The organism is Lentzea sp. NBRC 105346, from assembly GCF_030269605.1.
Lineage (GTDB): Bacteria > Actinomycetota > Actinomycetes > Mycobacteriales > Pseudonocardiaceae > Lentzea.
In genome coordinates this window covers 41086-61128 of record NZ_BSTQ01000020.1, presented here as the reverse complement: position 1 = coordinate 61128, position 20043 = coordinate 41086, and the positions used below count along the sequence as shown (strand labels likewise).

Below are 20043 nucleotides of genomic sequence, written 5' to 3'. Positions count from 1 at the left end.
CTCGGAACAGGCTCATGGGGCGACACCCATTCTCTCGAGCACGGCACCGGACAGCGCCAGGAAGTCATCCGGTGTCAGTACGCCGTTGGGCTGGTCCTCGCTGGTTCCTGGCATCAGGTAGACAGCCGTCGTCGATGTCTTCTGCGGGCCTTGCAACACCAGTGTCGCGGTGAGCGCATCGCCGGCCGGGCGCACGGTGTGGATCACCGATGTGTCGCACGTGTAGATCTGGCCACGTCGGATGAACGGGCTGCGGACCGCGGTCAGTTCCACTGGGGCGTCGGCGACCAGACGGGCGCGGTCGTTCGGGTCGGCGCCGTAGTGGTACCGGTGGTAGCTCATACCTCCGGAGGATTCGGCGTACTCCACCGTGTGCAGACCTTCACCGGTCAGCACGGTCGACGCGAAGTCCCACCGATGGCTGTGCGGATTGGACTCTCCGAGCCGGGGCGCGTTCGACTCCGGCCACACGTGCAGCCGGACGCGCTGGGCGGGATCCAGCACGATCTTCGCGAAACCGTTGGGGTGCCAGTATGAGCGGCTGGCCACGGCCACCGTGTCGTCGCGCAGTTCGTCGAACCAGGACGCGAGGCGCGAGGTGTCCTCGATGAGCCGGCACAGGCGGTGCCGCAGGTCCGACACGTCTGAGTACAGCGCAACGTCAACGGCGGTGCGACTGCCCAAGGCAGTTCGGGTCAATTGTTTCTCCGAGGGTCACAGACCTGAACTGAGATGGGCGTATGCCGTGGCCTGCAATGCGGCCACAGCGTTGTGCGTCATCCAGATCGGTAGGTCCCCGTTCCCCCACGCCCACAGACCGAGATCGGGGTCGTAGCGGCTCCACATCACCTTCAATGCAGCACTGAGCCGCTCGACCGGCACTTGAGAAGGGCTGGAAGAGGCCAGGGCCAGAGCCACCCAGGCGGAGGTGAAGTGCCTGATGGTGAGGTGGGAACGTACGAGTTCTTCGTAGACGCCGTTGTCGTCGGACTGGTCGACCAGCCAACTCGTCGCCTGCGCTACCGCATCCTGCAGTTCAGGATTGTCCTGAGTGTGCATTGAGGACTGCAACGCAACCAGCGCCCGTGCGGTGTGCACGACCGATGGTTCCTGCATGTGTATCGCGAGACCTGGCTCCTGCTTCTCCGGCCACAACAGTACGCCGCCGAAGTCTCTCCTGGTCTTCAACAGGTCTTCGACCAGTGAAGCGGCGAGGGGAGAGTCGGGACGCAACCGGTTGACCGTCTGGAGAACGTTCGAAAGGACGAAGGGCCTGGTTCGGCTGAACCCGTCCATCGAGTCCTTCATCAGCGACAGCGCCTCGTCGACTGACAGCGGCGTGCCAATTCGGAAGAGCGCGTCCAGCACCGTCGCCGTGATCTCGGGGCGTGGTTCCTGCTGATACTGCCGCAGCCAGCCACCGGACCCCGCGCGCATGTGCCGCAGGTTGTGCTCCAACGCATGCAGGTCGACGTGGGGATCACCCACGATCAACAAGGCCTTGATCCCGTAGGCGGTACTCAACGCGGTTCGTGGCGCGTCTTTCTGCTGGAGGTTATGCCGCCAGCCCGCGGGCCTGCCTTCTTCGTCGAACATGAGCTCGGCGGCGAGAGCCTGGCCCACCTTGCGGAACGCTTCCTGTACGGAGATCTCTCCGGCTGCCACCAACATGTGGGGGGCTCGCTGGCGTTGCGGTCCCCGTGCCTTCTCCGCCAGTACGACCAGCTTCTGACCGGCGTTCAGGTGGATGTCGAGCAGTCGTGCGTTCTCCGCCGACGGCAGATGCGTGCCGGTTTCCCACTGCGCGATGGTCGCCCGGCTGACGGAGACCGCGCGCGCGGTCTGTGCCTGCGTGACCTTGCGCTGCAGTCGCCACCGCTTCAGCTCCTCGCCGAAGTCCGCGGGCGTCACCCGCTCAGCGTCCGGCTCTGGTCCGACGCCACCTACCGATGTAGGCTTAGTGTCAGCGCTTGACATCTCTCCTACCTACAGGTGTAGGGCGGTGGTCGGACATGAGAACCAGGCAACCCTACACTGACCGCCGTCGTTTGCCGCGCATTGTCGTGCCGCTCCGCGGGACTGTCGTCTCAGCGGGCCCGTTCCGGCCTGCGGGACGGCCTCGCCCGCTCGTGCGGGCTCCCACTCCTGGGCCGTGATCTTCGCAGGCGTGTGTCCAACCCCCATACCAGCGCGAATCGAGGGGCACACAATGAACGATGATAGGCCCAGGAAAGAGGTCTTATACAGCTCAAGTCTGATTCAGCGACTGCTCGACCGGCTGTTCGCCGCTGAGGATGAGCGCGCGCGCAAGCGCGGCTGGAACAGCTACCGCAAGCAGTCCGGATGGGGCCGGGTCTACCGCGATCCGCGGTGGGACGCTGTCCGCGACCGGCACACGTGTGCCGCGGCCGACGTGGATCTCGCGGGAGGTCCGTCATGAGAAGTCGGTTGACGCAGCGGCAGGCGGCCGTCCTTGCCATCCACATGGCCCGTCCACGACGGGCGAACATCCTCTTGTTGTTGTGGCGGTGGCGATACGAGCTCGCGCTCCTCATCGTTGTGCCGCTCGCGCTCCACTGGCTCGGCTGGTTCTCCGGACCGCTCGGAGTCGGTGGAGTCGCGGTCCTCGGAGTCATCACCGGAACCCAGTGGCCTGCGGCCCGCCGGTTCCTCAGCGGTCGTTTCTGGTGCGTTCTCGTGCAGCACCGGCTGCGGTCGGCGTTCGTGCAGGCGCGGATCTGCACGTCGCACGGGCGGCTGCCGGGCATCCTGTGGACGTCGTTGAAACCGGGCGGCGTCAAGATGTTGCTGTTCTGCCCGGCCGGTCTCGACGTGTACGACATCGCGGAGGAAGCCGAGGTACTCGCGGCGGCCTGCTTCGCCGAGGAGGTCGTCGTTCGTAGGCACGCCAAGTACGCCGGTGTCGTCGAGCTCTTCGTGGCGATCGCCGGGCGTGACTTCGACTGAACAGAACAGGCCTCCGGGAGGAACAAACACCCCGGAGGCCATTCGCTCAGTGGAACGTTCGTTGTCTCCGGCACACCCACGCTGTTGTGCTGGGTGAATGAGAGTGTTGCTGACCGGGCTGCCCATCCCGTCACACCTGCTACCGGTGATGCTCCCCATTTCCAAGGCGTTGCAGGCCAGAGGCCATGAGGTCGCGATCGCAACCGGCCGGGCTGTCGAGGAGTCGCTGGATGTCGACGTGCTCGTGCTGCCGGACGCGATGGCACCCGGACAGGTCGGCACGCCGAAGCCGGTGTGGCGACCGGAGATCACCGGGCCGCTGGAGCTTCCCTTGTTCGACAAGGGGATGACGCTGGCGTTCGCGAACAACCTGATCGACGCCGCGACGAGGTGGCGGCCCGACGTGATCGTGAGGGAGACCAACGAGTACGGCGCGATTGTGGCCGCGGAGGCACTCGGGCTGCCGCACGCCATGGTCGACATCGCACCGATGATCGGCCAGCTGAGGCGTGCGGAGCAGGAGTTGGGGCTGACCAGCAAGGCGAAGCTCGTCGCCGGGCTGCTGCCAGAGGAGTGGTACCCCGACAGCCCGCCGACGCGGCGGTCCTACCGGGTGCCCGGCGCCTGCAGGACAACCGAGGAGCCGTTCATCCTCGCGAGCTTCGGCTCGACCACGCATTGGTTGCTGGGCAAGGATTCCCGGCTGATGGAGATCACGGTCGAAGCACTGGGGGAGTTGGACACCAAGGCCGTTGTAGCGCTGGGTAGCGACGAGATGCTGGCCAGGTGGCGCGGGCCGAGGCCGGACAAGGTGCTCCTCGAGGGATTCGTCAACCAGAGGAAACTGCTCGGCGCGTGTGAGGTGTTCCTGACGCACGCTGGGTTCGGCGGGGTGCGGGAAGCTCTGGAGGTCGGTGTGCCCATGGTCGCGGTGCCGTTGTTCGCCGATCAACCCGCCAACGCCGCGCGCATCGAAGAACTCGGCCTCGGTAGCAAGGTGGACGCCGCCGGCCTCACGCCGGCGAAACTGGCCAAGGCCATTGAGAACGTGCCACGACACCACGACATGCGGGCGAGAATCGAAGGGCTGCCGATGCTCGAAACCTTCGCCGACGACCTCACGGCTTCGCTTTGGTGAGCCAGTCGTCGACACGGTCCGGGTTCGCCTCGACCCAGCGCTTGGCCGCCTCGTCCGGCGTCATCTTGTACTTCGCGATGAACGACGCCACGGTGTTCTGTTCCTCGTTGCTCCACTGGAACTGCTTCACGAGGTTGTACGCGGGACCGCCGGCGTCGGCGAACTTCTTGGACGCGATCTTGTCCAGCTCGTAGCGCGGGTAGTCGCAGGCGACCTTGGCGACGTCGACGTCGCAGCCCGGGACGTGGTCGGGCAGGTTGACCTTGACCAGTTCGATGTCCAGGTGCAGCCACTGTGGCTCGAAGAAGTAGCCGATCAGTTCGGTCTTCTTCTCCTCGGCCTGGCGGAATGCCTTGATCAGCGCGGTCTCGCTGCCCGCGTAGACGACCTTGTAGTTGAGCCCGAGGTTCTTGACCAGCGCCTCGTCGTTCGTGACGTAGGACGGGTCGCCGTCGAGTACCTGGCCCTTGTCGCCGGACTCCGAGGTGCGGAACATCTGCGCGTACTTGTTGAGGTTCCGGTAGTCGGTGATGTCCGGGTACTGCTTCTTCATCCACGGCGGGACGTACCAGCCGATCACGCCCTTGTTGCCCGACGAACCGACTCGCACGGCGACGCGTTGTTCGTCGATGTACTTCTGCTTCAGGTCCTCGTGGCCCCAGTTCTCCAGGATCACGTCGATGTCGCCGTTCGCGAGGCCCTGCCACGCGGTCTGCTCGTCGACTTCCTTCTTCGTGACCTTGCAGCCCAGCCGCTTCTCGGCGAGATAGGCGACGACCGCGGCGTTCGCCTCGTAGCCGACCCAGGGGTTCACCGCGATGGTGATCGAACCGCACGGCTCCGACGGGGAGGTGGAGCTGGGACGGGACTGTCCTGACGTTGAGCCGCTACAACCGGCAAGTGTCAAAACGGCGACCATCACGAGTGCGGTCCTCGGGGCTAACAACGTACTTCGCTCCTCATCGGGGGCCGAACTGTTTAGCGCGCGAGCGGAGCTTATTAGGCATTACGCGCTGGTAGTCAAGGGGCTCGTTAGTCATGGGATGATCATATGTCCACAGTGGACTAGTCCGTACGAGCCCTTGACCGCACTCGTGCGAACGTCAATGCTGTCGCGCATCGAGAAACAGTTCGCGCTGTCCGCAACAAGCACGAGAGGGTGACTGTGGATCCCGTGATCTCGGTTCGGGACCTTTGGAAGGTGTTCGGCACGAAGGCCGCCGACATCGTCCGTTCGAACGAGCTCAAGGGACTCGGCAGAAACGAGCTGCGGGAACGCACGGGCTGCGTCGCGGCCGTCAGAGGGGTGGACTTCGAGGTCGCGCCCGGCGAGATGTTCGTCGTCATGGGGCTCTCGGGCTCCGGGAAGTCCACACTCGTCCGCTGTTTGACGCGCCTGGTCGAACCCACCGCGGGGCAGATCACCATCGAGGGCGAGAACATCCTCGACGCGGACGCGAAACGGTTGCGCGAACTCCGGCGGAACAAGTTCTCCATGGTGTTCCAGCACTTCGGTCTCCTGCCGCATCGCACGGTCGTCGACAACGTGGCATACGGGCTGGAGATCTGTGGCGTTCAAAAGGGTCAACGGCTGCAGCGCGCACAGGAGGTCATCGATCTCGTCGGGCTGACCGGAAACGAGAAGTCGTATCCGGACCAGCTCTCCGGCGGCATGCAGCAGCGCGTCGGACTCGCGCGCGCACTCGCCGGTGACCCGGACGTTTTGTTCTTCGACGAACCTTTCTCGGCGCTGGACCCGCTGATTCGCCGGGACATGCAGAACGAGGTCATCCGCCTGCACCGCGAGGTCGGCAAGACCATGGTCTTCATCACCCACGACCTGTCCGAGGCGCTCAAGCTCGGCGACCGCATCCTGATCATGCGCGACGGCGAGGTGGTCCAGGTCGGTTCGGGCGACGAGCTCGTCGGCGCACCCGCGGACGACTACGTCAAGGATTTCGTCAAAGACGTGCCGCGCAGCAACGTTCTCACGCTCAAGTGGATCATGCGGCCGCCGACGTCCGACGACGTGCTCGACGGGCCGGAGCTGAGTCCGGACACCGTGGTGCGCGAGGCGGTCCGCAGCGTGCTGTCCGCCGACAAACCGGTGAAGGTTGTCGAGAACGGTGAACTGCTGGGCGTCGTAGCGGACGAGGAGATCCTCGGCGTCGTCGCCGGAGAAGCCTGATGGCCGCACTCACCCTCGAACGCAAGACGCCCCGCAAGGCGATCATCGTCGGCGGCATCATCGTCGGCTGGCTAGTGCTGTGGCTGCTGTTCCGCAACCTCGCCACGCTGCCGCTCGACGCGTCCGCGCTCACCCCGTTGCACCGCTGGGTCAACGAGCTCAACGACGCGGTCGGCGCGAGCCGCAACAGCAACCCGCTGTTCCTGTTCTTCTTCAACGAGATCAGGCTCGTCATCGACGAGTTCGTCACGTTCATCCAGGCTCTGATCGCGCAACCGGGCTTCGGCCGGCCGGTTCCGGTGATCGGCTGGCTCGGCGTCGTCGCGCTCGTCGGCTACGTCTCCGCCGCGGTCGCGGGCTGGCGGCCCGCGCTGCTCGCCATGGGTGGCTTCGTCTTCCTGGGTTTGCAGGGCTTGTGGCAGGAGAGCATGGACACGCTGGCGCTCACGCTGGCGGCCGTGCTGATCTCGTTGCTGATCGGGATCCCGCTGGGCATCTGGGCGGGCCTGTCCAACCGGTTCAACCGGTGGATCACGCCGGTGCTCGACTTCATGCAGACGATGCCGACGTTCGTCTACCTCGCACCGCTCACGCTGTTCTTCCTGATCGGACCGGCGAGCGCGACGATCGCGACGCTGATCTACGCCGCGCCGCCGGCGATCCGGATCACCGCGCACGCGATCCGTGAGGTGCCGCACGACACGGTCGAGGCGAGCGAATCCCTTGGCGCGACGACGAAACAGACGCTCACCAAGGTGCTGCTGCCGTCCGCGCGCAGGACCATCATCCTGGGCGTCAACCAGACGATCATGGCCGCACTGTCGATGGTCACCATCGCCGCGCTGATCGACGCACCGGGCCTCGGCAAGACGGTCGTGAAGGCGTTGCAGACGCTGGACGTCGGCACGGCGTTCAACGCCGGCCTCGCGATCGTGGTGCTCGCGATCGTCCTGGACCGCGTGACCACGGCGGCGGCGAACCAGAACCAACGCCGGAAGCCGCCCAAACCGGTGCTGCTCGGCGGCGGTGTCGCCACTCTCGTCGCGATCTGGTTCTCCTACACGTACGTGTGGGCGGCGGAGTTCCCGTCGGACGTCGAGATCGGCAGTTCCATCCGCAAGGGCACGACGGTCATCACCGAGTGGGTGCAGGACACGTTCCCGGTGATCACCAACGGGTTCAAGGACTTCACCACGTCGGTGCTGATCAACCCGTTGCAGGCCCTGCTGTCCGAGTCGCCGTGGTGGCTCGTCGCCGCGGTGATCGTCGCGCTGAGCTTCGTCATCGGCGGTGTCCGCAGCGCCATCGTCACCGCGGTGTGCCTGGCGCTGCTCGTCGCGACCGGCCTGTGGCAGGACAGCATGATCACGCTCGCGTCCACGCTGGTGGCGACGGTGGTCGTGATGGTGCTCGGCATCGTGGTCGGCGTGTGGATGGGCCGCAGCCGGCGGGCCGACCGGATCATCCGGCCGGTGCTCGACGCGGGCCAGGTCATGCCCGCCTTCGTCTACCTGGTGCCGTTCCTGGCGTTGTTCTCGGCCAGCCGGTTCACCGCGATCATCGCGGCCGTCGTGTTCGCCGCTCCCGTCGCGATCAAGATCGTCGCGGACGGTGTGCGCCACGTGTCGGCGACGACGGTCGAGGCCGCGACCGCGATGGGCTCGAGCTCCTGGCAGACGATCACCAAGGTGCAGCTGCCGATGGCACGCCGGGCGCTCGCGCTCGCCGCCAACCAGGGGCTGATCTACGTGCTGTCCATGGTCGTCGTCGGCGGCCTCGTCGGCGCGGGGGCGCTCGGCTACGACGTCGTGGCCGGGTTCTCGCAGTCGAATCTGTACGGCAAGGGACTCGCGGCCGGCGTGGCGATCGTCGTGCTCGGCGTGATGCTCGACCGCCTCACGCAGGCGGCCGCGAAACGGTGGGACAACGAGGAGGTTCGTGGTGGCAAGGCATAGCGCGATCGCCGCAACACTGCTTGCGGGGGCACTCGCGCTGGCGGGGTGTTCCGGCGCGAAGGTCGGCGACAGCGCGGGCGCGGGCAAGACCGGCGACTGCGGGACGTTCAACCTCGCGGTGAACCCGTGGGTCGGCTACGAGGCGAACGCCGCCGTGCTGGCCTACGTCGCCGAGAAGAACCTGGGCTGCAAGGTCACCAAGAAGGAGCTCAAGGAAGAGGTGGCCTGGCAGGGCTTCGGCACCGGCGAGGTCGACGCGGTCGTCGAGAACTGGGGCCACGACGACCTGCGCAAGAAGTACATCGACGAGCAGAAGACCGCCGTCGCGGCCGGCTCGACCGGCGTGAAGGGCCAGATCGGCTGGTACGTGCCGCCGTGGCTCGCCAAGGAGCACCCGGACATCACGGACTGGAACAACCTCAACAAGTACGCGGACATGTTCAAGACGTCGGAGTCCGGTGACAAGGGCCAGCTGCTCGACGGCGACCCGTCGTTCGTGACCAACGACGAGGCCCTGGTCAAGAACCTCAACCTGAACTACAAGGTCGTCTACGGCGGCAGCGAGCAGGCGCTGATCACGGCGTTCCGCCAGGCGGAGAAGGACAAGAAGCCGGTCATCGGCTACTTCTACTCACCGCAGTGGCTGCTCAACGAGATCAAACTGGTCAAGGTCAAGCTGCCCGAGTACAAGGCCGGCTGCGACGCGGACGCCGAGAAGGTCGCCTGCGACTACCCGGACTACGACCTCGACAAGATCGTGTCGAAGAAGTTCGCCGACTCGAACTCGCCCGCCTACCAGCTGGTGAAGAACTTCCAGTGGACGAACGAGGACCAGAACACGGTCGCGAAGTACATCGCCGAGGACAAGCTGTCTGCCGCGGACGCGGCGAAGAAGTGGGTCGAGGCGAACCAGGACAAGGTCAAGGCCTGGCTGCCCAAGTGACAAAAGGTCGTGAGTGGTTTCCGTCGCCCCGACGACGGAAACCACTCACGACCACCCCCGGCTAGGCCGCAGGTACCTGCGGCTCGTGCCGATGTGTCATCCGGTGCCACCACGAGCGCGGGCGGTACCCGCTGCGGTAGAGCTCCTGCACGCGGCGCGCGTCCTCACGCAGGGCCCGCTGCCGGTAGTCCATCTCCGCCTTGATGGCTTCGGGCGTCCATTCCATCTCTGACTCACTCCTCAGGTCGTTTCTCGCTGACCATGAGGTTCGTCCTGAGGGGTGGTCCCTTACATCGGGAGATCACCTAAGGGCTGGGTGCGAGACCCCTTACTTCTGCATCGCGGTCACCTCGGACGCCCACTGCCAGGGAGCTGAGGTGCCACCCGGCAGGGAGTTGAAGTACTCCCAGCCGGCCACGCCGCCGAACGTCGGGTACTTCCCGATCAACGACCGGACCGTCGTCCGCAACGTCGAGATCGGCACGTAGCCCGATCCGCCGTTCGCCGAGTTGGTCAGCGTGGCCATGACGACCTTGTTCTGCGGGATGACGCCGCGGTTGATGATCCGCGTGTAGTCGTTGCCGTTGGAGGCGTTGCCCCAGCCGTTGTAGAACTGTCCGTGGAACCACGAGATCTTCGACCCGCGGTCGCGGTAGAGCTGCTCGTAGTTGAACCCGGACAGGTTCCCGCCGCCCCACAACGCCGACGCCACCGGCGACAGCGTCACGATGAAGCCGGACCCGAAGTCCGCCTTCAGGGCGTCGATCACGCGCTCGATGCTCGCCAGCGACACGCGCTCCTCGACGTCGAGGTCGATGCCGTTGAGCTTGTACTTGCTGACGAGGTTCCGCAGCAACGGGTAGTAGGTGCCGAAGTCGTTCTGCAACCGCTGGAAGCTGCCCTGTGCGGCACCGCCGAGCATGCCGATCACGTTGACCCCGCGGGACTGCAGGGACGCCAGGTCCTTCCACATCTGCGTGTACCGCGGGTGCTCCGGCGGGTGGTCGTTGAGGTGCACGACGCTGTTGGGATCCAGGTGGATCGCCGCGACGAGCACGTCCGTCGCGCGCCCGCCCAGCGGCAGCGGTGACACGTACGTGCCGGTGCTGCCCTGGCTGTACTGGGTCTGGTAGTAGACGACCGTCCGCTTCGAGGTGGCCGCCTGAGCAGGGGGAGCAGCCAACAACACCAGTAAGAGTGCGAGAAATACCTTTCTCATGACTTGCCTTCCGGAGTGATTCGCAGGGTGATCACTTGGAACGGGCGCAACGTCAGGTCACCCGACAAATCACCAAGGGGCCGTTCGAGCAGGTCGGTCTCCTGGATCCGGGTGAACGGGAACGACGTGCGCAGCGAGGCGTGGGCACGACCGCCGTGCGCCTCGTAGAGCCGGACGACGACGTCGCCCGACCGGTCGTCGGCCAGCTTCACGGCCTCGACCCGAACCGCCGGATTGTCCAGCGTTACCAACGGTTCCACAGCTGAAGAGCCGCGCACGACGCGCGGCGGCAGGTTGATGCGGTACCCGGCGTCGATCGCCTCCGGGATGCCGCCCACGACGAGCGAGTAGCGGAACCGGTGCTCGCCCTGGTCGGTCTCCGGATCCGGGAACCGCGGCGCGCGTAGCAGCGACAGGCGCACGGTGGTCGTGGTGCCGCCGTCCGGGCGGGTGGTTCGCGTGACGTCGTGGCCGTACGTCGAGTCGTTCACGATCGCCACGCCGAAACCCGGTTCACCGACATGCAGCCACCGGTGCGCGCAGATCTCGAACTTGGCGTTCTCCCACGACGTGTTCGTGTGGATCGGCCGGTGCAGGTGCCCGAACTGGGTCTCCGCCGTCGACGCCTCGGCCCGCAGGTCCAGCGGGAACGCGATCTTCAGCAGCTTCTCGCACTCGTGCCAGTCGACCTCGGTCTCGAAGTCGACCTGCCGCGAACCCTCGCGCAACGAGATCCGCTGCGTCATCGTGGACGCGCCGAACTTCTGCTGCACCACGATTCCAGGACCGCCGTCGAGCCGGTCGTCCGGCACGAGATCGGCCTTGCTGTTGCGGTAGAACGGATCGATGTCCCAGGCGTCCCACTGGTTCGGCGTGTCCGCGTGCAGCTGCGGCAGGTTGCCCGCACCGCTCGGCGCGATGATCTCCCGCCCGCTCTGGTAGTCGTAGATCGACGTCAGCAGGCCGTGCCGGTCGACGGTGACGCGCAGGATCCCGTTGTCCAGCACGCCTTCGTGGCCATCGACGAACGCGCCGCGCTGCCGGTCGCCGAGCACGTCGAAGACGACCTCGGACTCACCGGGTCCTGCGAGCGACGAGATCGCGGCGGAAGTGATCCCGTCCAGCTCCGTCGCGACCCTGGCGTAGGTCTCCTCGGCCTCGCGGTGCACCCACGCGATCGACGAGCCCGGCAGGATGTCGTGGAACTGGTGCAGCAGCACGGTCTTCCACAGCGCGTCGAGCTGTTCGTACGGGTAGTCGAAGCCGTTCAACGCCGCTGCCGTGCACCAGTGTTCGGCCTCGCGCAACAGGTGCTCGCTGCGCCGGTTGCCCTGCTTGGTCTTCGCCTGCGTGGTGTACGTGGCGCGGTGCTTCTCCAGATAGAGCTCACCCGCCCACACCGGCGCGTTCGGATACTCCTCCTCCGCCGTGGCGAAGAACTTCAGCGGCGCCTCGACCGTGACGGTCGGCGAACCCTCCAGGTCCGCGACCCGGTGCGCGGTCTCCATCATCTCGCGGGTCGGACCGCCGCCGCCGTCGCCGTACCCGAACGGCACCAGCGACCGCGACGCGTCGGCGTGCTCGGCGAACTGCCGTGACGCGCGGGCCAGTTCCTCGCCGGACAGCGAGGAGTTGTAGGTGTCGACCGGCGGGAAGTGGGTGAAGATCCGCGTCCCGTCGATGCCCTCCCACCAGAACGTGTGGTGCGGGAACTTGTTGATCTGGTTCCACGACAGCTTCTGCGTGAGGAACCAGCGCGACCCGGACAGCTTGATCAGCTGGGGGAGCGCGGCGCTGTAACCGAACGAGTCCGGCAGCCACACCTCGAACGTCTCGACGCCGAACTCGTCGAGGAAGAACCGCTTGCCGTGCACCAGCTGGCGGGCCATCGCCTCACCGCCGGGCATGTTCGTGTCCGACTCGACCCACATGCCGCCGACCGGCACGAACTGCCCGTTCGCCACTTTCGCTTTGATGCGGTCGAAGACGTGCGGGTGATGTTCCTTCATCCACGCGTACTGCTGCGCCTGCGAACAGGCGAACACGAAATCCGGGTACTGGTCCATCAGGGCGGTGACGTTCGAGAACGTCCGCGCGCACTTGCGGACCGTCTCGCGCAACGGCCACAGCCACGCCGAGTCGATGTGCGCGTGCCCGACCGCGGAGATCTTGTGTGCCGAGGCCGACGCCTTCAGCGACAACACGTGGACGAGTGCGTCGCGTGCATACGAACCCGAGGCCGCGACGTTCTGCACGTCGAGCCGGTCCATCGCCTTGTCCAGCGCCCGCAGGATCTTGTGCCGGCGCGGGTCGTGGTCCTGCAGCTCCTTCATCAGACCCTGCAGCACCTCGATGTCGAGGATCAGGTGCCAGACCTCGGGCTGGAACACCGCGAGGTCCGCGCGCAGGATCTTGTACAACGGGTCGGTGCCCGCGGTCTCCTTGTCGCCCAGCTGGGTCGGCAGGAACGGGTGGAAGTCCAGGATCGTCGGGTTGCCCGCGGCTTCGAGGTAGAACAGCACCTCGTCACCGTCGACAGGGATGTACGTGTTGCGCGGCTCGATGCCCTTGATCGGCACACCGTCCGGCGTGTAGGCGAGCCCCTCGGCCTGGAATCCGGGGCCGGGGTGGGTGAACCCGAGATCGATCACGGCCTCGACCTGCTTGTCCCGCCACGTGTCGGGCACGCGGCCCGACATGCGGAACCAGCTCGTGCCCCACGGCGGTCCCCACGAGTCGCCGACCTGGGCCGGGACGTACTGCGCCGCAAGCGCTTCCGCGACCGGCACGGGCTCGTCCGGTGCGTTCCACACCTCCAGCGTCAGCGGCACTGACTCGCCGTACAGGGCGGGCCGGATGCGCTCCTTCAGCGTGCGGTTCAGCCGCTCCTCGAGCAGCGTGCGTTCGTCGTGCATGCCGTCCTCACCCCAGCTCGATCGACGCGCGCACGCCATCGCGCGCGAGGCTCATCCACTCGTCGAAGAACACTCCGCCGGGTCCCCACGCGGACCGTTTGCCCGGCAGTTTCAAAGGCGTCCGCATCGCCGGCTCGTGGCCCAAAGAATTGGACGCAGTGCCGGCCGCGAACCGCGCGATCACCTCGCCCAGCGGCTTCACCTTGCGCTCACTCGTCATCAACCCCAGTTCGTACTCGCGTTCCGGGAAGTCGACCAGAGACCTACTCACGTCGAACGAGCACCACCACGTAACGCCCCATAGATCACCGCACGTCAGCACGTTCGCAAGCGTTTGCTCCGCGAATTCCGGAGCTTGTTCCGCACTGATCTCGGGCTGGGCCGCGCCGACCTCCTGCAGCCACACCGGCCGCGCCGGATCGACGGCCCACGCCTTCGCCAGCTCCACCAGGTACTCGGCGTGGTGCACGCTCTCCACGCTCATCGGCCCGTACCGCTGGGCGGTGCCGTTGAACACCCACGAGTGCACGGTCGTCATCGCGCCCTTGCGCGCCGCGTGCTCCGGCAGGAACGGGTGATCGTCCTCGTACCAGACCGCGTCGTACTCCGAGTGCACCGCGCCGGGGCCGGCCGCCTCGAGCAGCGTGTCGATCCACGCCCCGGCCTCGTCGGACGTGCACGGGTGCGACTCGGTGAGCAGGTTGACCTCGTTGCCCAGGGTCAGCCCGAGGAAGTTCCGCTTGTCCTGCAAGGCGGATGCGAGTGTGCGGACGTAGAACGCCTGCCCCTCGATCGCCTCGGGATCGGTGAACATGTTGCGCTTGTGCCAGGTCTGCACCCACGACGGGTAGAAGTCGAAGCTCGACAGGTGGCCCTGCAAGGCGTCGACCTGCACGTCGAGGCCCTGCTCGGCGGCCGCGTCGACCATCGACCGCAGCTGCTCGATCGCCCGCGGACGGACCAGACCGCGGTTGGGCTGGAACACCGGCCACAGCGGGAACACCCGCACGTGGTCGAGGCCCAGTCCGGCGATCGCCGCGAAATCGGCCTTGACGTCGTCGAGGTCGAAGTCGAGCCAGTGGTGGAACCAGCCGACGGACGGGGTGTAGTTCACGCCAAAGCGCATGTTCAGCCTTTCAGGGCACCTTCGCCCACACCTCGGAAGAAGTGCTTCTGCAACAACAGGAACAGCAGGATGAGGGGCGCGACGGCGATGATCGTCCCCGCGGCGACGAGCCGCTGGTTCTGGAAGAACGTGCCCTGCAGGTACGCCAGGCCGATGGTCAGCGTGTACTTGTCCGGGTCGCTCAGCACGACCAGCGGCCACAGGAAGTCGTCCCAGCTGAACATGAACGAGAACAGCGCGACGACCACCAGCGTCCCGCGCACGGACGGCAGCGCGATCCGCACGAACCGCTGCCACGCGTTCGCGCCGTCGATGATCGCCGCCTCCTCGACCTCACCGGGCAGGGCGAGAAAGGCGTTGCGCAGCAACAGGACGTTCAGCGCGGCGATCGAACCGGGCAGTACCACCGCGGTCAGCGTGTTGGTCAGCCCGAGGGAGCGCATCACGAGGAACAGCGAGATCAGGATCGTCTCGAACGGCACCAGGATCGACGCCGCGAACACGAGGCCCGCCAACCGTCGCCCGCGGAACTTCAACCGCGCCAGCGCATATCCCGCCATCGCGGCGCCCAGACAGTTGCAGACAACGTTGACGAGGGCCACCAGCAGGGAGTTCGCCGCGAACGTCCACACCGGCACGACCTCCGCGACGCCGGCGTAGTTGGCGAGCGTCGGGTCCGACGGCACGAAGTCCGGCCGGTAGACGTCCTCACCCGGTCCCTTCAGCGACGTCGACAGCTGCCAGAGGAAGGGCCCGATGGTGAGCGCGAAGACTCCCAGCAACAACACGTACCGGCCAAGAAGTTTCACAGGGCATCCTCCTTCCGGTTGAGCCGCAACGTGATCAGCAACAGCCCGAGCGTCACGATGAAGAGGATCAACGACAACGCGGACGCGTAGCCGACCTCACCGGTGAGCCCGGTACCGGTCTGCTGGATGAGCATCACGAGCGTGGTCGACGCGCCACCCGGCCCGCCGGACCCGCCGGACAGCAGGTAGATCTCGGCGAACACGCGGAACCCGTTGACCGCGGACAGCGCCGCGACCAGCACCATGGTCGGCCGCAGCGCGGGCACGGTGACGCTGAAGAACCGCCGGACCGGACCGGCGCCGTCGACCTGCGCGGCCTCGTGCAGGTCGTTCGGCACGTTCGCCAGCGCCGCCAAGTAGATGATCATGTAGTAGCCGAGGCCCTTCCACACCGTCACCAGCATCGCGCTGATCAGCAGCAACGTGGAGTCGGTCAGGAAGGGGATCGGCGTACCGCCGAGCGTCTCGACGACGTTGTTCACCAGGCCCCGGCTGTCCAGCAGCCACGTCCAGATCAGGCCGACGACGACCGCCGAGGCGATCACCGGCGTGAAGAACGCGGTGCGGAAGAAGGTGATGCCCGGAACCTTCCTGCGCACCAGCATCGCGAGCAGCAACGGCAGCAGCACCAACGGAGGCACCACACCGCACAGGTACAGGAAGCTGTTGCGGACCGCGGTCCAGAACTTCGGGTCCTGCGTCATCCGCAGGAAGTTGTCCACACCGGTGAACTGACCGCCGCCCAGCGCGTCCGCGTCGGTGAACGCGAGCACGATCATGTTCAGGAACGGGAACATGGTGAACATGAGGACGACGGCCAGTCCTGGCAACAGGAACAGCCACGGCGTGTACGGGCGGTGCGTCACTTAAGCAGCCGGTTGCATTCGGCGACAGTCTCGTCCAGGGCCTGCTTCGCCGGCTTCTTGCCGAGCATCACGTCCGCGACCTGCTGGCGCAGCGTCTCCTGCATCTGTGAGCTGAACTGCACGGGCGTGTAGTTGACCGCGTCACCGAGCTGCTTGGCCGCCGCGACGCGCACGCGCGCCTCGTCCGTGCCGTCCTCGGTGGTGAAGTACGGGTCGTTCATCGATCCCTTGGTGGACGGGAAGATCGTGGCCAGCTTGGCGAACTTCAGCTGGTTCTCCGCATTGGTCACGAAGCGGCCGAACGCCAGCGCCGTCGGCTTGTTCTTCGACGACGAGGGAACGCTCACGCCGTGCAGGAACATCGCGGCGTGCCCGGTGTTCGTGATGGGCTTGGCGATGCCGATGTTCGCGTACAACGACGGCGCGTCGGTCTTGAACTTGCCGAGGTCGTAGGCGCTGCCGGGTTGCAGTGCGGTCTGCTGCGCCATGAACTTCGCGCCCGCGCCGGTGTAGTTCTGGGTGAGCGCCTCGGGGACGAAGGCGCCGGCGTCGTACATCCGCTTGGCGGTCTCCAGGAACTCGACGCCCTTGGGTTCGTTGAACACGAACGACTCGCCGTTGTCGCTGAGCAGCTTCACGCCGTACAACGCGAAGTCGACGATCGTCGGCGTCTGGGCGAGCATGGGTACCTTGGTGCGCTGGGCGAGCTGCACCGCCTGCTGCTCCAGCTCCTGGAACGTCGTCGGGGGCTTGTTCGGGTCGAGCCCGGCCTGCTGGAACAGCGCCTTGTTGTAGAAGATCGGCCCGGTGTTGAGGTACCACGGGAAGCCGTAGCAGCCGCCCTTGCCGGGGATCTCGAACGCGGTCCAGGCGTTCTCCAGGTAGTCGCCCTTGGCTTCTTTCAGCGCCTCGTCGAGGTTCACCAGCTGGCCCTTCTTGGCCAGCGGGAAGCTGAGGTCGGGCGGCACGTTGATCACGTCGGGCAGGCTGCCCGCCGACGCGTCGGCCATGACCTTCTGCAGGTACCCGTCCGCCGGCTGGTCGACCCACTTCACGGTCGTGCCCGGATGCTGCTTCTGGAACGCCTCGACCACGCCGTTGACGTAGTCGGTGTACTTGGGCTTCAACGCCCAGGTCTGGAACGTGATCTCGCCCTTGATCTCGCCGGTGACCGCACCACCGCCCTGCTGCTGGCCACCCAGCCCGCACCCCGCGAGGGGGAGGGTCGTCAAGCCGATGAGGAACGTCCGCCGCGTCGTCTCCATTGACTGCCACCTCCTGGCCGGGAACGTAGCTAAACCGGTTTATCTCTAGCTACCCTCCGATCGACTTGTTGTCTGGAACAGGACAGGTGACTCCCCGTGAAACGCCCGACGATCAAGGACATCGCCACACGTGCGGGCGTGTCCAAGGGGGCGGTCTCGCTGGCCCTGAACGGGCGGCCCGGCGTGTCCGACGCGACCCGCGAGCGGGTGCTGTCGGTGGCGTCTTCACTGGGGTACCGGCCGTCGTCCACGGCCCGCGCGCTGTCGTCCGCTTCGGCCGACGCGGTGGGGCTGGTGCTGGCACGGCCGGCGCGGACGCTGGGCGCGGAGTCGTTCTTCTTCCAGCTCATCGCGGGGATCCAGGCCGAGCTGTCGATGGCGTTGTTGTTGCAGGTGGTCGACTCGCACGAGGCCGAGATCGAGCTGTACCGGCGGTGGTGGGCCGAACACCGCGTCGACGGGGTGTTCCTCGTCGACTTACGCGTCGACGACCCGCGCGTGCCGCTGGTCGAGTCGCTGGGCCTGCCCGCGGTGGTGGTCGGTGGCGCCGGCCATCACGGCAACCTGACGTCCGTGTGGGCGGACGACGCCAAGGCGATGACCTCCGTGGTGTCGTACCTGCTCTCGTTGGGGCACAAGCGGATCGCGCGCGTCGCCGGGCTGCCGTCGTTGCTGCACACCGCACGCCGCGACGCCGCCTTCCAAGCCGCCGCTCCGGGCGGGGTGATCGTGTCCGCCGACTACACCGACGAACGCGGAGCCGCCGCGACCCGTGAGCTGCTCACCGGCGCGCAACGGCCCACCGCCATCGTGTACGACAACGACGTGATGGCCGTGGCGGGAGCGGGTGTCGCGGCGGAGCTGGGCGTCGCGGTGCCCGCCGAACTGTCCATTGTGGCCTTCGACGACTCACCGCTGTGCCGCCTGATCCACCCGCCGCTCACCGCCCTGACGCGCGACACGTTCGCGTTCGGCGCCAGGGCGGCTCGGGCGTTGCTGGCCGTGCTGTCCGGTGCCCGGCCGACGGACACCGAGGACACCACGCCCGTGCTGGTCCCGCGGGCCAGCACGGCTCAGATCAGCTCGTAGGCGTGGATCAGGGTCTCGGTGAACTTCGAGCCGTCGGTGAAGTTCGCCGACACCCGCAGTGAGACGAACCCCTTCGCGTCCGGCTCAACCAGCCAGGCGTTCCCCCGCTGCGCGCCCCACCCGACGGAGACACGCCGCCATGATTTGCCGTCGTCGTACGAGACTTCCAGCGAGGGAACACCTGCCGGCGTGACCGTCGTACCCGCTTGTGGGTCGGCGGCCAACGTCAGTTCGTGGTTGCTGCCGGTGCGGACCTGGCCCAGTCGGCTGAGCCCGTTGACACCGAGGCTGATGAGCGCCTTCGGCACGTCGGTGAAGGTCCACTCGGCGACCACGGTCGTGTTGAGGTTGGAGTAGTCGACTTCGCGCGTTCCGCTGGTGCGCAACGTGTACGTGCCCGGCCCCTGCGGCAGCGTTAAGTCCGCGGTGCCGACGGTCTCGGCGGCGCCGATCTCCTTGCCGTCCTTGAACAGCACGGTCTTGCCGGGGTCACCGGCGCCGAACGCGTTGGGATAGCGCTTGCCGTCGGACGGCGCGAACGGCTGCACGTTCACGTTCAACTGGTCACCGCTGCGCGTGATCGAGCCCCACGCCACGCCGACGGGCGGGCGGAACCAGGTCGACCGGCTCCGGCCCGGCGTGAAGGGGGTGCGGGTGTAGGCGGACTCGCCGCCCAGGGCGCGGAAGTTCAGCCACGTCACGCTCGGGTCCGCGGTGTAGTACTCGGTGCGTGCGGACGGGAAGTCCAGGTCCACGAACCGGAAGAAGGACAGACCGGGCACGGCCGCGGGCTGGCCGTTGTTGCCCTCGGTGCCCTTCACGGCCAGGCCCTGCGCGTAGTACGTGGTGTCGAACCGCGCGAGCTTCCGGTCCGGCGTGTAGTAGACCGGCGCATCGGGCAGGGATTCACTGACGTGAACCAGGTGGTAGCGCAGCCCAGGCCCGCCCAGCGTCGGCCGGTAGACGAACACCTGCTTGCGGTCCGGCACCGGCTTGTTCGGCACCGCGAACACGCGCCCCTTCGCCCCGGTGAAGTAGGTGTTCACCAGGCCCTGGTCGGCCGCGATGCCCGCCACGGTCACCGAGGAATCGACGACGGTCGCGCCCGGCCGGTCGACCTTCGCGGTCACCGGCCTCGCAGGGCGGGCGTCGACCGTCGTCTCGCCGCCGCCGGCCGTCACCTCGACCTGGCGGTTCGTCACCGCCGCGATCTCCGTGGCGCCGTCCGCGGCCGTGGTCACCGACAACACGCTGACGTCGTAGGTGCCGGGCTCCAATTGCGTCTTGGCCGTGTCGCCGTCGAACGAGAGGAAGTCGCCGTCGCCGGTTCTGATGTTGATCGCGTGCCCGGTGTTCTCCACCGGCTTGCCGGTCCGGGCCACGACATGCGTGGTCAGGGTCGCCACCGCGCGCTTCTGCTGCTGGATCCCGATCCGGTACTGGTGGGCCTCTGGTGCGGGCCCGGAGTGGGCCGGGCTGACGATCGGGGCGCTCGACAGGAGCAGTGCGGCCACAACGGCGAGCATGTGGTGTCCTCCCAAGGCTGCTTGGTGTAGACCAATC

18 protein-coding genes are annotated in these 20043 nt (G+C 66.8%); 7 read left to right on the top strand and 11 right to left on the bottom strand.

Going from position 1 to position 20043, the window contains the following annotated elements:
- Positions 1–12 precede the first annotated feature (12 nt).
- Together QSK35_RS34830 and QSK35_RS34825 are read right to left on the bottom strand one after the other, a co-directional pair.
- Positions 13–699, bottom strand: coding sequence for a hypothetical protein (locus QSK35_RS34830; RefSeq protein WP_285751939.1), 687 nt, complete (start codon positions 697–699; stop codon positions 13–15).
- Between the two features lie 15 nt (positions 700–714).
- The gene (locus tag QSK35_RS34825) at positions 715–1911 is read right to left on the bottom strand and encodes a helix-turn-helix domain-containing protein (protein WP_285751938.1); all 1197 of its coding nucleotides are present in this window, start codon (positions 1909–1911) and stop codon (positions 715–717) included.
- Positions 1912–2209: 298 nt separating this feature from the next.
- On the opposite strand from QSK35_RS34825, the gene QSK35_RS34820 reads away from it, so the two are divergent.
- The 3 genes from QSK35_RS34820 (at position 2210) to QSK35_RS34810 (ending at position 4105) form a co-directional block, all read left to right on the top strand.
- Entirely contained in the window at positions 2210–2440 is a 231-nt protein-coding gene (locus QSK35_RS34820) for a hypothetical protein (RefSeq protein ID WP_285751937.1), read from the top strand.
- Entirely contained in the window at positions 2437–2967 is a 531-nt protein-coding gene (locus QSK35_RS34815; protein WP_285751936.1) for a hypothetical protein, read from the top strand. The genes QSK35_RS34820 and QSK35_RS34815 overlap by 4 nt, the downstream gene beginning before the upstream one ends.
- A 97-nt stretch (positions 2968–3064) precedes the next feature.
- On the top strand, positions 3065–4105 hold the full coding sequence (locus QSK35_RS34810) for a glycosyltransferase (protein WP_285751935.1): 1041 nt from the start codon (positions 3065–3067) through the stop codon (positions 4103–4105).
- On the opposite strand, the gene QSK35_RS34805 is transcribed toward QSK35_RS34810, so the two are convergent.
- Positions 4086–5024, bottom strand: coding sequence for an ABC transporter substrate-binding protein (locus tag QSK35_RS34805; RefSeq protein WP_285752107.1), 939 nt, complete (start codon positions 5022–5024; stop codon positions 4086–4088). The two genes, QSK35_RS34810 and QSK35_RS34805, sit on opposite strands and share 20 nt — an antisense overlap.
- 255 nt (positions 5025–5279) lie before the next feature.
- Here QSK35_RS34805 and QSK35_RS34800 point away from each other — a divergent pair, with 255 nt between their 5' ends.
- The 3 genes from QSK35_RS34800 to QSK35_RS34790 are packed head-to-tail and all read left to right on the top strand — an operon-like array spanning position 5280 to position 9191.
- Positions 5280–6293, top strand: a complete 1014-nt coding sequence (locus tag QSK35_RS34800) for a quaternary amine ABC transporter ATP-binding protein (RefSeq protein ID WP_285751934.1) — start codon at positions 5280–5282, stop codon at positions 6291–6293.
- Entirely contained in the window at positions 6293–8248 is a 1956-nt protein-coding gene (locus tag QSK35_RS34795) for an ABC transporter permease (RefSeq protein ID WP_285751933.1), read from the top strand. The genes QSK35_RS34800 and QSK35_RS34795 overlap by 1 nt, the downstream gene beginning before the upstream one ends.
- Positions 8235–9191 carry an ABC transporter substrate-binding protein gene (locus QSK35_RS34790; protein WP_285751932.1) on the top strand — a complete coding sequence of 319 codons (957 nt, stop codon included), beginning with the start codon at positions 8235–8237 and terminating at the stop codon, positions 9189–9191. The genes QSK35_RS34795 and QSK35_RS34790 overlap by 14 nt, the downstream gene beginning before the upstream one ends.
- A 61-nt stretch (positions 9192–9252) precedes the next feature.
- On the opposite strand, the gene QSK35_RS34785 is transcribed toward QSK35_RS34790, so the two are convergent.
- From QSK35_RS34785 to QSK35_RS34755, 7 genes are all read right to left on the bottom strand, one after another.
- Positions 9253–9417, bottom strand: coding sequence for a hypothetical protein (locus QSK35_RS34785; protein ID WP_285751931.1), 165 nt, complete (start codon positions 9415–9417; stop codon positions 9253–9255).
- 102 nt (positions 9418–9519) lie between these two features.
- Positions 9520–10410, bottom strand: a complete 891-nt coding sequence (locus tag QSK35_RS34780; protein ID WP_285751930.1) for a glycoside hydrolase family 18 protein — start codon at positions 10408–10410, stop codon at positions 9520–9522.
- A complete protein-coding gene (locus QSK35_RS34775; RefSeq protein WP_285751929.1) occupies positions 10407–13325 on the bottom strand; it encodes an alpha-mannosidase in 2919 nt (972 codons plus the stop codon). Before QSK35_RS34775 ends, QSK35_RS34780 begins: the two co-directional genes overlap by 4 nt.
- A gap of 7 nt (positions 13326–13332) precedes the next feature.
- The gene (locus tag QSK35_RS34770; RefSeq protein WP_285751928.1) at positions 13333–14439 is read right to left on the bottom strand and encodes a glycoside hydrolase 5 family protein; all 1107 of its coding nucleotides are present in this window, start codon (positions 14437–14439) and stop codon (positions 13333–13335) included.
- 14 nt (positions 14440–14453) lie between these two features.
- Complete coding sequence (locus QSK35_RS34765) at positions 14454–15260, bottom strand: carbohydrate ABC transporter permease (protein WP_285751927.1); 807 nt, start codon at positions 15258–15260, stop codon at positions 14454–14456.
- Positions 15257–16126, bottom strand: a complete 870-nt coding sequence (locus tag QSK35_RS34760; RefSeq protein ID WP_285751926.1) for a carbohydrate ABC transporter permease — start codon at positions 16124–16126, stop codon at positions 15257–15259. The genes QSK35_RS34765 and QSK35_RS34760 overlap by 4 nt, the downstream gene beginning before the upstream one ends.
- Entirely contained in the window at positions 16123–17391 is a 1269-nt protein-coding gene (locus QSK35_RS34755; RefSeq protein WP_285751925.1) for an ABC transporter substrate-binding protein, read from the bottom strand. Before QSK35_RS34755 ends, QSK35_RS34760 begins: the two co-directional genes overlap by 4 nt.
- Positions 17392–17487: 96 nt before the next feature.
- On the opposite strand from QSK35_RS34755, the gene QSK35_RS34750 reads away from it, so the two are divergent.
- Positions 17488–18480 carry a LacI family DNA-binding transcriptional regulator gene (locus QSK35_RS34750; protein WP_285751924.1) on the top strand — a complete coding sequence of 331 codons (993 nt, stop codon included), beginning with the start codon at positions 17488–17490 and terminating at the stop codon, positions 18478–18480.
- Here the strand turns inward: QSK35_RS34750 and QSK35_RS34745 are convergent.
- Entirely contained in the window at positions 18465–20006 is a 1542-nt protein-coding gene (locus QSK35_RS34745) for a hypothetical protein (protein ID WP_285751923.1), read from the bottom strand. The two genes, QSK35_RS34750 and QSK35_RS34745, sit on opposite strands and share 16 nt — an antisense overlap.
- Positions 20007–20043 lie beyond the last annotated feature (37 nt).

Bases quoted from the DNA above. Each gene is read 5' to 3' on its own strand.
- QSK35_RS34820 (WP_285751937.1), top strand. From the start codon at position 2,210: ATGAACGATGATAGGCCCAGGAAAGAGGTCTTATACAGCTCAAGTCTG.
- QSK35_RS34815 (WP_285751936.1), top strand. From the start codon at position 2,437: ATGAGAAGTCGGTTGACGCAGCGGCAGGCGGCCGTCCTTGCCATCCAC.
- QSK35_RS34810 (WP_285751935.1), top strand. From the start codon at position 3,065: ATGAGAGTGTTGCTGACCGGGCTGCCCATCCCGTCACACCTGCTACCG.
- QSK35_RS34805 (WP_285752107.1), bottom strand. From the start codon at position 5,024: ATGGTCGCCGTTTTGACACTTGCCGGTTGTAGCGGCTCAACGTCAGGA.
- QSK35_RS34795 (WP_285751933.1), top strand. From the start codon at position 6,293: ATGGCCGCACTCACCCTCGAACGCAAGACGCCCCGCAAGGCGATCATC.
- QSK35_RS34785 (WP_285751931.1), bottom strand. From the start codon at position 9,417: ATGGAATGGACGCCCGAAGCCATCAAGGCGGAGATGGACTACCGGCAG.
- QSK35_RS34780 (WP_285751930.1), bottom strand. From the start codon at position 10,410: ATGAGAAAGGTATTTCTCGCACTCTTACTGGTGTTGTTGGCTGCTCCC.
- QSK35_RS34775 (WP_285751929.1), bottom strand. From the start codon at position 13,325: ATGCACGACGAACGCACGCTGCTCGAGGAGCGGCTGAACCGCACGCTG.
- QSK35_RS34755 (WP_285751925.1), bottom strand. From the start codon at position 17,391: ATGGAGACGACGCGGCGGACGTTCCTCATCGGCTTGACGACCCTCCCC.
- QSK35_RS34745 (WP_285751923.1), bottom strand. From the start codon at position 20,006: ATGCTCGCCGTTGTGGCCGCACTGCTCCTGTCGAGCGCCCCGATCGTC.